At 66.2% G+C, this 12886-nt stretch carries 12 protein-coding genes; 10 read left to right on the forward strand and 2 right to left on the reverse strand.

The features are described 5' to 3' along the window. Positions 1-93: 93 nt before the first annotated feature. The 5 genes from TO66_RS11885 to TO66_RS11905 all read left to right on the forward strand — a co-directional run bounded on the left by TO66_RS11885 (position 94) and on the right by TO66_RS11905 (position 6108). Positions 94-1020 carry a LysR family transcriptional regulator gene (locus tag TO66_RS11885; protein ID WP_044462493.1) on the forward strand — a complete coding sequence of 309 codons (927 nt, stop codon included), beginning with the start codon at positions 94-96 and terminating at the stop codon, positions 1018-1020. Positions 1021-1358: 338 nt separating this feature from the next. Further along, a complete protein-coding gene (locus TO66_RS11890) occupies positions 1359-2777 on the forward strand; it encodes a phosphatidylserine decarboxylase family protein (protein ID WP_044462494.1) in 1419 nt (472 codons plus the stop codon). 176 nt (positions 2778-2953) lie between these two features. Next, a complete protein-coding gene (locus tag TO66_RS11895) occupies positions 2954-3742 on the forward strand; it encodes a DeoR/GlpR family DNA-binding transcription regulator (protein WP_044466005.1) in 789 nt (262 codons plus the stop codon). A gap of 58 nt (positions 3743-3800) precedes the next feature. Next, positions 3801-4667 (forward strand): AraC family transcriptional regulator, encoded by an 867-nt coding sequence (locus tag TO66_RS11900; RefSeq protein ID WP_044462495.1) that lies wholly within the window; start codon positions 3801-3803, stop codon positions 4665-4667. A 157-nt stretch (positions 4668-4824) separates the two neighbouring features. Next, entirely contained in the window at positions 4825-6108 is a 1284-nt protein-coding gene (locus TO66_RS11905) for a DUF1479 domain-containing protein (protein WP_044466006.1), read from the forward strand. A 43-nt stretch (positions 6109-6151) separates the two neighbouring features. Here TO66_RS11905 and TO66_RS11910 read toward each other — a convergent pair whose 3' ends face one another. After that, on the reverse strand, positions 6152-7093 hold the full coding sequence (locus tag TO66_RS11910; RefSeq protein WP_044462496.1) for a class I SAM-dependent methyltransferase: 942 nt from the start codon (positions 7091-7093) through the stop codon (positions 6152-6154). Between the two features lie 128 nt (positions 7094-7221). Here TO66_RS11910 and TO66_RS33305 point away from each other — a divergent pair, with 128 nt between their 5' ends. From TO66_RS33305 to TO66_RS11925, 5 genes are all read left to right on the forward strand, one after another. Then, positions 7222-7485: a hypothetical protein gene (locus tag TO66_RS33305; RefSeq protein ID WP_156162059.1), complete on the forward strand. Its 264-nt coding sequence runs from the start codon at positions 7222-7224 to the stop codon at positions 7483-7485. 106 nt (positions 7486-7591) lie between these two features. Next, the gene (locus tag TO66_RS11915) at positions 7592-9268 is read left to right on the forward strand and encodes an MFS transporter (RefSeq protein WP_044462497.1); all 1677 of its coding nucleotides are present in this window, start codon (positions 7592-7594) and stop codon (positions 9266-9268) included. Positions 9269-9345: 77 nt separating this feature from the next. Next, the gene (locus TO66_RS32540) at positions 9346-9504 is read left to right on the forward strand and encodes a DUF2986 domain-containing protein (RefSeq protein ID WP_082061075.1); all 159 of its coding nucleotides are present in this window, start codon (positions 9346-9348) and stop codon (positions 9502-9504) included. A gap of 140 nt (positions 9505-9644) precedes the next feature. Then, positions 9645-10025, forward strand: coding sequence for a RidA family protein (locus TO66_RS11920; protein ID WP_044462498.1), 381 nt, complete (start codon positions 9645-9647; stop codon positions 10023-10025). A 123-nt stretch (positions 10026-10148) separates the two neighbouring features. Further along, the gene (locus TO66_RS11925; RefSeq protein ID WP_044462499.1) at positions 10149-12137 is read left to right on the forward strand and encodes a U32 family peptidase; all 1989 of its coding nucleotides are present in this window, start codon (positions 10149-10151) and stop codon (positions 12135-12137) included. A 120-nt stretch (positions 12138-12257) separates the two neighbouring features. Here TO66_RS11925 and TO66_RS11930 read toward each other — a convergent pair whose 3' ends face one another. Beyond that, positions 12258-12803 carry a thioesterase family protein gene (locus TO66_RS11930; protein ID WP_044462500.1) on the reverse strand — a complete coding sequence of 182 codons (546 nt, stop codon included), beginning with the start codon at positions 12801-12803 and terminating at the stop codon, positions 12258-12260. Between the last annotated feature and the right edge of the window lie 83 nt (positions 12804-12886).

The raw sequence follows: 12886 nt of genomic DNA on the forward strand, positions 1-12886 counted from the left end.
ACGATGGAGGTGACTCTAGGCACTTGCGCACGGCCGATAAACGAGCAACCGTAGCCAACACTGTTTGTAGAACCCAAACAATCCGAGGCCCAAATGGACCGTTTTGACGCGATGCAGGCCTTTGCCCGTGTGGTGGAGGCGGGCAGCTTTACCCGGGCGGCCGACACGCTGCACATGAGCAAGACCACGGTGACCCAGTTGGTGCAGCAACTGGAGGCACGGCTGCGGGTCAAGTTGCTCAACCGCACGACGCGGCGGGTCAACCTGACCGCCGACGGCGCCGTCTACTACGAGCGCGTGGTGCGCTTGCTGGCCGAGCTGGACGATGCCGAAACCAGCCTCTCCAGCGCCGCGGCGCTGCCCAGGGGGCGCTTGCGGATCGACGTGCCGAGCCCGCTGGCGAGCCTGATCCTGGTCCCGGCGCTGCCCGAGTTCCATGCGCGTTATCCCGATATCCAGATCGACCTGGGCGTGAGCGACCGGATCGTCGATGTGATCGGTGAAAATGTCGACGGCGTGCTGCGCGGCGGCGAGCTGACGGACCAATCGCTGATGGCCCGGCGCATCGGGGACTTGCAACTGGGCGTGTATGCGGCGCCGGGCTACCTGGAACGTCTGGGCACCCCGGCGCATCCGCGCGAGCTGGAAGACTCCTTGCATCGCATCGTCGGCTTTCTCTGGGCCCGCACCGGCAAGGCCTTGCCGTATGCCATGCGCAGGAACGATGAACGGCTTGAGATCAAGGGACGCTACGTGCTGGCGGTCGACGATGGCAACGCCTACCTGGCGGCTGGCCTCGCCGGGCTGGGCGTGCTCTGGCTGCCGGACTACATGGCCACGGCACCCCTGGCCCGGGGTGAACTGGTGCGCCTGTTCGAGGACTGGCGCCTCGATCCGATGCCGATCTACATGGCGTTCCCGCCCAACCGGCATATCAGTGGCAAGCTGCGGGTGTTCATCGACTGGGTCGCCGAACTCATGGCCCGGCATGCGCCGGTCGGGCCGCCGCAGATGTCATGAGGGATGGCTGGCAGGGCCCGGCCCGGGCTTTCCGGCGCCGGGCGTTGGCCTTGCGTCGCCTGCCTAGGCAATTTTCCCGGTCGCCCACCAAAACCCCCGGAAGCAGCTTTACTTGTTCAGGCAAGTCGCGCCTGTAGATGGCCACTCGGCCGCCGCATTCTGCCTGGGACCGGCATTGCGAGAAGGACACGGAATGTCGTTCAGCCCTGTGTGAGTCCTGATCGCCTCCTGACATGAACGCCCGCTGGAACTGTCGTTTGCAGGTTTTTACCTCACCGCAGTCCGGACGCGTCCGCGCCAATCACGGCCGGGCGTGCCGTCTTTGAAGGAGTAAGGAAATGACTCAATTCGATAGCCGCAACACCCGCCCCGGACGCCCCTCGCGCGAGGCGCGCCTGGAGAGCACCGGCGCCGAACGGCTGAACCTGGACAACGCCGGGCCGATCCAGATGGGGTTCTGGGTGCCCAACCGGGTATGGGCCACGGCCAAGTTCCTGGTGCCGCTGCGCAACCTGATCGCCGAGAAGAAAAAGGCCGGCACCCTGGCGCCGATGCGGGCGCAGATCATCGACTTCAAGAACTGGGTGACCCACAACAGCGTGTACCGCATGTGGGTCAACTCGATGATCGAACAGTCGAACGCCTACGTCGCCACGCTCGACGACGCGACCCGGGAACAGATCAAGGACTCGGACGGCGACACCCTGTGGATCGCCGGCTACGACAGCTTCTTCGAGATCCTCAACGAGATCATCAGCACCTCTTCGTCGTTCAACACCACGGCCCAGGTCGGCACGCCGATGAACGCGTTCCTGGCGGTCTCGATGGGCACCGAGGCGGGCGTCGCGCTGTTCCACGACACGACCTTCAACCAGCAGTTCAAGAAGGTGCTCGACGCCTGGAACGCCTTCCTCAAGAGCAGCGACTCGCTGGACAAGCTGGACATCAACGACCCGGAAAAACCGGGTTCGTGGATCTCGGCGGCGGCCCATGAGGCCGGAGTCTGGACGCAGATGGAGTACGACCCGAGCCTGCCCGGCTACGGCTTCGACTCGTGGAACTCGTTTTTCATCCGCAAGTTCGTGCCCGGTGCGCGGCCGTTCCAGGGCAACCCGGCGACCCAGGTCGATATCGGCTGCGAGACCACGCCCTGGCAGTACGAAAACAACCTGGCGTTCGAGACCGAGTTCTGGATCAAGGACGTCAATTACTCGCTGCTCGACCTGTTCGGCGGCGAAGACCGCTGGGCCGGGCTGTTCCAGGGCGGGCAGGCGTACCAGGGGTTCCTGTCCGCCACCCACTACCACCGCTGGAGCGCACCGCTGGACGGCAAACTGGTGCGTTCGTGGGTGCAGCCGGGCACTTACTTCGCCCAGCGGCCGGGGCAGGGCGAAGGCGAGGGCACCTGGGAGGGCACCGAGTCGCAGCCATACCTGGGGCATGTCGCGGCCCGCGCGGTCTTCGTCTTCGAGCATCCGGCTTGCGGGTACGTGGCGCTGATCTGCATCGGCATGGTCGAGGTCTCGACCTGCGTGATCGAGCCGCCGTTCATCGTCAACGAGGGCGCCGCGCCGGTGACCATCGTCCGGGGCACCGATATCGGGCATTTCGAGTTCGGCGGTTCGACCCACATGATGATCTTCCAGAAGGGCCGGGTGCAGTTGGAAGACTGGGCAGTGAACGCGGTGGCGCACCAGAACGACCCGCAACCGACCCCCATGGGCAGCGTGATCGCCACGGCGCTGCTCAGCGGTTGAGCCTTTGAGTCTTTGAGTCTTTGAGCCCAGGCGACAGCGCGCTCGCGCCGTCGCCTTCACTCGCTTTATCCCGCCTTGGGCCTGTCGCCGGTCGTTGTGCCGCCGCGTTGTGCTCCGGTTGTGTTCGCCGGACAGCTTGGCTAATCTCGCACAAACACGCAAAAACAGGCATGACCATGCAAAGCCAGCATTCAATCGCTGAACTGCCCCATGTGCGCCGGCAGAAGATCCTGTTGCTGCTCGAGCGCGACGGCAAGGTCATGGCTTCCGAGCTGGGTCAGCATTTTTCGGTCTCGGAAGACACCATTCGCCGCGACCTGGCGGAGCTGGCCGACGCCGGGCTGTTGCAGCGGGTCCACGGCGGTGCGCTGCCGCGCCCCAAGGACACCGGCAAGGATGTGTTCACCCGCCTGGGTGAAAGTAGCGAGGTCAAGCGCCACCTGGCCCGGTTGGGTGCGCAACGGGTGCAGGACGGGCAGATCGTGATGTTCGACTCGGGCTCGACCACGCTGCTGATCGCCCAGTCGCTGCCTGCCGATATCGGCATCACCGCGGTCACCGCTTCGCCGCTGATTGCCGTCGCGCTGGCCGACTACCCACGCAGCCAGGTGATCCTCGCCGGCGGCCGGCTCAACCCGGCGACCCTGGCCGCCGGTGGGCATGAGGCCGTGCGGCTGATCCAGGGCATCCGCGCCGACCTGCTGTTCACCGGGGTCTGCGCGATTCACCCGGAGGTCGGCATTACCTCGTTGCATTTCGACGAGGTGCCAATGAAACAAGCCTTGCTCGACAGCGCCTCGCAGGTGATCGCGGTGACCACCGCCGACAAGCTCGGCGCGGTCGAACCCTTCGCCGTGGCGCCATGCGAGCGCCTGCATACGCTGATCACCGAGCAGCACCTGGCCTCGGGCAGCATCGAGGACTACCGGCGCCTGGGCATCGAAGTGGTGCAGGCGGCGGTATGACGCGCGCCGTTGGCGCCGGGCTTTGGCATCGGGCGGGCCAACCGCAGGGAGTGTCGCGATGAAACCGAGCTTCGAACAGATCCCCACCACGGCCACGGCCTCCTGGTCGATGCTGGACCGGCGCCTGCCCGAGGAGATCCCTTTCGAGTGGCACCACCACCCGGAATACGAGCTGACCCTGACCCTCAACAGCCGCGGGCAGCGTTATGTCAGCAGCGATGTGGGCGCCTATGACGACGGCGACCTGGTACTGGTGGGGCCGAACGTGCCCCACAGCTGGAGTTCGCAGCAGCGGCTCGACCCGGGCCAGCCCCACGTAGCCCTGGTGATCTGGTTTTCCGAAGCCTGGGCCACGGCCCTGATCGGCCTGTTTCCGGAGATGGCCGGGCTGCGGCCCCTGCTGGAGGCGGCCCGTGGCGCGGTGCAGTTCAGTGCCGAGGCCGCACGGGAGGTGCGCCCGCTGATCGAGGCCATGGCGGGCCAGGACGAACCCACGCGGCTGGTTTCGCTGCTGGGGCTGCTGACCCGCCTGAGCCGCGACCGTGGCGCGCGCAAGCTCCTGCCGGCCGCCGCCGGGCAAGGGGGCGGCGAGGACGCGCGCCTGCAGCGGGTGCTGGAGCATATTCACCAGCATTACTGCCAGGCGCTGACGGTCGAGGCCCTGGCGCACATGGCTTGCGTCAGTGTCTCGGCCTTTCATCGGATGTTCCGGCGCCATACCCGGGCCACGCCGCTCGAGTACATCGCCCGGCTGCGCATCGGTCGCGCCTGCGCGCTGCTGGTGCAGGGCCCGCAGACCCCGGTGACCCAGGTCGCCGAGGCGGTGGGCTATGGCTCGCTGGCGTTGTTCAACCGCCAGTTCAAGGCCCGCCAGGGCATGACCCCATCGGCGTTTCGCCAGCACCACCGCGCGCATTTCCAGTGACCTTATCCTGCTGGCTGTTGCTGTAGAAACGCCAGGATCGTATCGGTAGACGCTGCAAATCCCACTGCCGGCGACCCTGGCCCCGGGGTTTCATGGTGGCGGCGGGGCGCGGTGCCCCGCGTTGCGTTTCCGCCACCTCCAGCCTCAGGTCACCAACATGAAGCCTTTCTTGCACACCCCTGCGTTCGACAGCTCCACCTTTCACAGCGCCAGCCTGCCAGCCAACCACCGCGAACAGATCGTCCGCATGAAGCGCGCCCTGCGTGCGCGGATCGGCGATGTGTCGTCGCTGTTCGCCGAGGTCTGCGCCTTTATCGAGCAGGCCATCGCCGCCATGGATGCCCCGGGCGGCCAGGCCTGGCCGGAGCTGGATTACCAGCAGATCGCCGCCGGCCGCATCAGCGCCGCGCAGCGGGCGGCGATCCACCGGCGCGGCTGTGTGGTGGTGCGCGGGCACTTCCCCCGGGAGACCGTCCAGGCCTGGGATCGCGACTTGCTGGCGTACCTGGCGCGCAACGATTTCGAACGGCTCTACCGCGGCCCGGTAGACCGCTTCTTCGGCAACCTGGACGCCTCGCGGCCGCAGATCTTCCCGATCTACTGGTCGCCCGCGCAGATGCAGTTGCGCCAGCACGAGCGCATGGCGCGGGTGCAGGGGTTCCTCAATGGTTTCTGGAAGAGCGAGTCCCAGGGCCGGCAATGGTTCGACCCGGAGGTGAATGTGTTGTACCCCGACCGAGTCCGCCGCCGGCCGCCGGGCACCCGTTCCCGCGGGCTGGGCGCGCACACCGATTCCGGCGCCCTGGAGCGCTGGCTGCACCCGGCCTATGTAAAGGTCTTCGACAGCCTGTACCGCGGCGACTTCGCCGCCTACGACCCCTGGGACGCGGCGCATCGCACCGAGGTCGACGAATACGCCTACCGCGACACGGTCACCTGTTCGGTGTTCCGCACCTTCCAGGGCTGGACCGCGCTGTCGGACATGCAGGCCGACCAGGGCGTGCTGCATGCCGTGCCGATTCCCCAGGCCATGGCTTATCTGCTGTTGCGGCCGCTGCTCGACGACGTACCGGAGGACGAATTGTGCGGCGTGGCGCCGGGCCAGGTGCTGCCGGTATCGGAACAGTGGCATCCGCTGTTGATGAAGGCCCTGAGGCCGATCCCCGACGTGCGGGCGGGGGATTCGGTGTGGTGGCATTGCGACCTGATCCACAGCGTGGCGGCCGTGGACAATCAGCAGGGCTGGGGCAATGTGATGTACGTGCCGGCGGCGCCGCTGTGCGCGAAGAACCGGCGCTACGCCGAGGCGGTGTATCCGGCCTTCGAGCAGGGCATTTCGCCGCCCGACTTTCCCCGGGAAGACTACGAAAGCACCTGGCAGGGCCGGTTCGGCCCGCAGGACCTGAACGCGATCGGGCGGCGCGGCCTGGGGCAGGGGTGAGCCGCCCGCCGGGCCGCGGATGAGAGGTTGAGAGCTGCGGCGCTTACTCGACCCGGCGGAACACCAGGGCCTTCAGGCCGCTCTCGATATCGGTGTCGGGAAACTCCGGAGGGTTGTCCAGGCGCTGCTCGAAGCGCAGGCCCGGGGCTTCCCGGGTGACGCCGTCGATGAGGAAGTCCGCGGCGAAGGCCGGGTCGTTCATGCAGGCCAGCACGCAGCCGTCGGTCGTGAGCAGTTCCGGCAGGCGCCGCAGCACCCGCGCATAGTCCTTGGTCAGCAGGAAGCTGCCTTTCTGGAAGGATGGCGGATCGATGATCACCAGGTCGTAGGGGCCGCCGCTCTTGACCTTGCTCCAGGACTTGAACAAGTCGTGGCCGAGGAAGCTCACCTGGCCCAGGTCATGGCCGTTGAGCCGGTGATTGTCACGCCCGCGGCTCAGGGCCGGGCGGGACATGTCGAGGTTGACCACATGGCTCGCGCCGCCCTCGATGGCCGCCACCGAGAAGCCGCAGGTATAGGCGAACAGGTTGAGCACGCGCTTGCCACGGGCATTGGCGCGCACCCAGTTGCGACCGTAGCGCATGTCCAGGAACAGGCCGTTGTTCTGCTTCTTGCCCAGGTCCACCCGGTAACGCAGGCCTTCCTCGACCAGGGTCCATTCGTCGATGGCCTCGCCCACCAGCCAGTCCACCGGGCTCTGCAGCTGATAGCGGTGTTGCAGCAGCAGGCTATGGGCACCGCTGGCCTGCCACTCGGGGCGGGTGGCGAGGGTCAGCAGCATGTGCTTGAGCGCCTCCAGCTCCGCCGCTTGCGGCTCCTTGAACAGCGCCACCAGCACCACGCCCTGCAGCCAGTCGACGGTCAACTGCTCCAGGCCCGGCCAGCAACGTCCGCGGCCATGGAACAGGCGCCGGGTTTCGGCGGGCGCGGCTGCCAGGGCTGTCAGCAGGTGATGGTGCAGGGTGAGGAGGGCGTCGGGGTTCATCGAGGGGGCCGGCAGCGGAAAAGGGCCGGCATTTTAAACACAAATGCCGCGTCGGGAACGCGGCAAGTCAGTGGCCGCTCGCTGTACCGATGGCCGGGCGGCCTGGCGAGCGGGGTTGCCGATCAGCTGTGGAGCAGGGCGATGGCAAAGGAAACCACGATCATGCAGGCGATCGCAAAATTGATATTCATGACGTACTTGTCCAGGGAGGCGCGGTTGAAGGTGGCGCCATTCTGCCGGGATCGGCGGCAAATAAAAAATCCGCTTTGATGATTTGTATGATCGACGCCAATGATGATGGCGCCTGGGCCCGCGGGGCGCCGGGTGGATATCTGCGCGAAGCTGATTATGCTTTCAACAAACCTTGCAGCGATGCGAGGTCGTCAGCCTGATTCATGCTTTGCACGATCCGCAGTCCGATGACATGCCCCAGGGCCAGGGTACGACGACGATACAGGGGGGCTCCGGCCTATAACAAAAAGCACGACGGAGAAACTCATGGCGACAATCGACGGCACTTCCACGGGCAACCCACCCAACCATGGCGTTACCAGGGAGGAGCGCAAAGTCATTTTCGCCTCGTCCCTGGGCACCGTTTTCGAGTGGTACGACTTCTACCTCTACGGTTCTCTCGCCGCGATCATCGCCAAGCACTTCTTCGCCGGCGTCAACGAGACCACGGCCTTCATCTTTGCCCTGCTGGCGTTCGCCGCCGGCTTCGCGGTGCGGCCGTTCGGCGCCATCGTGTTCGGCCGCCTGGGCGACATGATCGGGCGCAAGCACACCTTCCTCATCACCATCGTGATCATGGGCGTCTCCACCGCGGTGGTCGGCATGCTGCCCAGCTATGCGTCCATCGGCGTGGCGGCGCCGATCATCCTGATCAGCCTGCGCCTGTTGCAGGGCCTGGCGCTGGGCGGGGAATACGGCGGCGCGGCGACCTACGTCGCCGAACACGCGCCGCGCGGCAAGCGTGGCTACTTCACCTCCTGGATCCAGACCACCGCGACCCTCGGCCTGTTCCTGTCGCTGCTGGTGATCCTCGCCTGCCGCACGGTCCTCGGCACCGAGGCCTTCGAGGCCTGGGGCTGGCGGATTCCGTTCCTGCTGTCGATCCTGCTGCTGATCATCTCGGTGTACATCCGCCTGCAACTGAGCGAGTCGCCGGTGTTCCAGAGGATGAAGGCCGAAGGCAAGGCGTCCAAGGCGCCGCTGACCGAATCCTTCGCCCGCTGGGACAACCTCAAGATCGTGATCATGGCGCTGCTCGGCGGCACCGCCGGCCAGGCCGTGGTCTGGTACACCGGGCAGTTCTACGCGCTGTTCTTCCTGCTGCAGATGCTCAAGATCGATCCGCAGACCGCCAACCTGCTGATCGCCGGTTCGCTGCTGATCGGCACGCCGTTCTTCATCCTGTTCGGCAGCCTGTCCGATCGCATCGGCCGCAAGGGCATCATCATGGCCGGCTGCATCCTGGCGGCGCTGACCTACTTCCCGATCTTCCACGCGCTGACCCAGTACGGTAACCCCGACGTGTTCAGTGCCCAGGAGAAGAACCCGGTCACGGTGGTCGCCGACCCCGCCCAGTGCTCGTTCCAGTTCGACCCGGTGGGCAAGGCGCGCTTCACCAGCTCCTGCGACCTGGCCAAGAGCGTGCTGGCGAAAAAGGCCATTCCCTACCAGAACGAGAAGGCCGCGCCCGGCACGGTGGCGCAGGTGCGGATCGGCGACAAAGTGATGCCGAGCTTCGAAGGCGGCAGCCTGCCGGCCGCCGACTTCAAGGCGCAGAACGATGCCTTCGTCGCGGCCCTGGGCACCGCCCTCAAGGACGCCGGCTACCCCGAGAAGGCCGACCCGGCCAAGACCAACTACCCGGTGGTGCTGGCGCTGCTGACGCTATTGGTGATCTACGTGACCATGGTCTACGGCCCGATCGCCGCCTGGCTGGTGGAGCTGTTCCCGGCGCGCATCCGCTACACCTCGATGTCGCTGCCGTATCACATCGGCAACGGCTGGTTCGGCGGCTTCCTGCCGACCGTGGCGTTCGCCATGGTCGCGGCCACCGGGGACATCTACTACGGGCTCTGGTACCCGATCGTCATCGCGGTAATGACGGCGATCCTCGGCACCTTCTTCCTGCCGGAAACCAAGGACCGGGAGATCCACCACACCTGACGGCGCTGGCTGCTCTCTCTCGCAAGGGAGAGGGCGGTTCGCTATGATTCGCGCGCTTGAACACCGGGTAGGGACCTATGAACCGTCGTAAAAAAATCCAGCAGCTCTTGAAGGCCCATGCGAAAAAGGCCAGCGCCAAGCTGGCGCCGAAAAGCAAACCCAAGTACATCAGCAAGGCCGACCGCTTGAAGCTGGCGGCCGAGAATCCTCAGTCGATCGATACCGCCGAGAGCTGATCGGCGTCACCGAGCCGCAGCCCAATGGCTCAAGCGGAGGGTTTCCACTCTCCGGCGCCGGGCCTGTAGACTGGCGCGCGCAAGCCGGTGCCGCCAGGGCCCCGGCCATTTTCCTGATCACCCCGAACAAGAGCGCCCCCATGGCCCAGCACGATATCGATTTCATTCCCGACCCGGACGCCGATTCCATTTCCTCCGACGTCGCCGGTTTCGCCGGCATCCTGGTCTCCACCCAGATCCCCACCCGTGCCGACGGCAGCCTGGAGCTGGGCGACATCACGCAGCAGAGCGAGTGCACCCTGCAGGCGCTCAAGGTCGCGCTGGAAAAGGCCGGCAGCTCCATGGACCGGGTCCTGCACCTGACCATCTACCTCACCGACATGGCTGACCGCGCGGCGTTCAACGAGGTCTATAAGCGCTTTTTCGCCAAGCCCTGGCCGGTGCGTGCCGCCGTGGGCGTGGCGTCCCTGGCGGTCGACGGGATGAAGGTCGAAGTCACCGCGATGGCCGCCAAGGCCTGAGTTTTTGCGGTCTCCGGTGGCGCTGCCCGGCGAGCGGGCGCCACCGGGCAGGCTACGGGTGCCGGCCGGGCGTTTCGCCGCTACAATGCGCGCCTCGACCGTGACAAGCCTGACTAAAAAAATATGTCCTTGCCCAAGCATCACCTGGAATTGCTCAGCCCTGCCCGCGATGTGGCCATCGCCCGCGAGGCCATCCTGCATGGCGCCGACGCCGTGTACATCGGTGGCCCGAGCTTCGGCGCGCGCCACAACGCCTGCAACGAGGTGAGTGAAATCGCCGAGCTGGTAGAGTTCGCCCGGCGCTACCACGCGCGGATCTTCACTACCCTCAACACCATCCTCCACGACAACGAACTGGAGCCGGCGCGCAAGCTGATCCACCAGTTGTACGACGCCGGCGTCGATGCGCTGATCGTCCAGGACCTGGGTGTGATGGAGCTGGACATTCCGCCGATCGAACTGCACGCCAGCACCCAGACCGACATCCGCACCCTGGCGCGGGCCAAGTTCCTCGACCAGGCCGGTTTCTCGCAACTGGTGCTGGCCCGCGAGCTGAACCTCCAGGAAATCCGCGCCATCGCCAGCGAGACCGACGCGGCGATCGAGTTCTTCATCCACGGCGCCTTGTGCGTGGCCTTCTCCGGGCAGTGCAACATCTCCCACGCGCAGACCGGCCGCAGCGCCAACCGTGGCGACTGCTCCCAGGCCTGCCGCCTGCCGTACACCCTGAAAGACGAAAAGGGCGGGGTGATCGCCTACGAGAAACACCTGCTGTCGATGAAGGACAACAACCAGAGCGCCAACATCCGCGCCCTGGTGGAAGCCGGCGTGCGCTCGTTCAAGATCGAAGGGCGCTACAAGGACGTGGGTTATGTGAAGAACATCACCGCCTACTACCGCCAGCGCCTGGACGCGGTGCTCGAAGACCGCCCGGACCTGGCCCGCGCCTCCAGCGGCCACACCGCGCACTTCTTCGTGCCGGACCCGGAAAAGACCTTCCACCGCGGCAGCACCGACTACTTCGTCAGCGAGCGCAAGATCGACATCGGCGCCTTCGACTCGCCGACCTTCACCGGCCTGCCGGTGGGCGTGGTGGAGAAGGTCGGCAAGCGCGACCTGCAAGTGGTGACCCATGAGCCGCTGTCCAACGGCGACGGCCTCAACGTGCTGGTCAAGCGCGAAGTGGTGGGTTTCCGCGCCAACATCGCCGAGCCCCGGGGCGAGTTCGACGAAGACGGCGAGAAGCGCTACCGCTACCGCGTCGAGCCCAACGAGATGCCCAAGGGCCTGCACCAGTTGCGGCCGAACCATCCGCTGAGCCGCAACCTGGACCACAACTGGCAACAGGCCCTGCAAAAGACCTCGGCCGAGCGCCGGGTGGGCCTGGGCTGGGTCGCGCGCCTGCGGGAAGAGCGCCTGGAACTGACCGCCACCAGCGAGGAGGGCATCAGCGTCAGCGTCGCCCTGGACGGTCCGTTCGGCGTGGCCAACAAGCCGGAGCAGGCCCTGGAGCAACTGCAGGACCTGCTGGGCCAACTGGGCACCACCCAGTACCACGCCACCGGGGTCAAGCTGGATGCGCCGCAGGCGTACTTCATCCCCAACTCGCAGCTCAAGGCCCTGCGCCGCGACGCCATCGAGGCGCTGACCCAGGCCCGGGTCGCCGCGCACCCTCGGGGCGGGCGCAAGGCCGAGACCACGCCGCCGCCGGTGTACCCGGAATCGCACCTGTCGTTCCTGGCCAACGTCTACAACCAGAAGGCCCGCGACTTCTACCATCGCCACGGGGTCAAGCTGATCGACGCCGCCTACGAGGCCCATGAGGAGGCGGGCGAGGTGCCGGTGATGATCACCAAGCACTGCCTGCGGTTCTCCTTCAACCTGTGCCCGAAACAGGCCAAGGGCGTCACCGGCGTGCGCACCAAGGTCGCGCCGATGCAACTGATCCACGGCGACGAAGTGCTGACCCTGAAGTTCGACTGCAAGCCGTGCGAGATGCATGTGATCGGCAAGATGAAAGGCCATATCCTCGACCTGCCGCAACCGGGCAGCGTGGTCGGCCACATCAGCCCCGAAGACCTGCTCAAGACCATCCCCCGCGCGCCGCACTGAGTGCCGGGCGGGTGCGTCGCCTTGGCGGCGCGCCGGCTCATCCGGTCAGGCGCGGGCTGTCGTGCAACGACGCCATTGTCGACCCGGTCGGCGATGGCGTTGTCGTTTCGGCGACCTGCCTCAACGCGCCGGGTTTTCCTCGGCGCGCAACTGAACGCTCATGTCGTCGCAGCTTTGCGACCAGTCTTTGAGCCACTGCGGCAACTCGGGCGACTGCTCGATGCCCAGCTCGTGGACGAACTCGCCGGGGGCGATGGTGCCTTTGGCCGAGCGGAACAGCCCGCGCATCACCACCACCCCGGTCACCCGGCCCTGGCTCACGAAGCGGTGTTCCATGAAGCTCCATTTTTCGTCCCAGCCGAGGATCCGGCTATGGATCTCGAAGGCTTCGAACAGCTTCAGTTCCCGGCGGAACTTGCCCCACACATCACCGACGATCGGCACCGCCCGGTGGCGCAGGGCCACGCGATAGGCGCCGCTGCGCAGGACGAAGTCCATGCGCCCGAGGTCCGCCAGGGTGAAGTAGCGGCCGTTGGTCACGTGCCGGTTGAGGTCCAGGTCGAGCGGCCAGACGCGCATGCGCACCACGGTGGTGGCCAGGCCTGCGACCGGCTTGCGCCACGGACGACGAAACAGCATGAGCAGCATGCGGAACCAGAGATTCATGAGTGCACCGATGATGAAAAGGACGGCCGCACTTTAGGCAAGGGGAATCGGCTAAGCTAGGTGCGCAAATGACTTTTTCCATG

The sequence above is a fragment of the Pseudomonas sp. MRSN 12121 genome (assembly GCF_000931465.1).
Taxonomy (GTDB): Bacteria; Pseudomonadota; Gammaproteobacteria; order Pseudomonadales; family Pseudomonadaceae; genus Aquipseudomonas.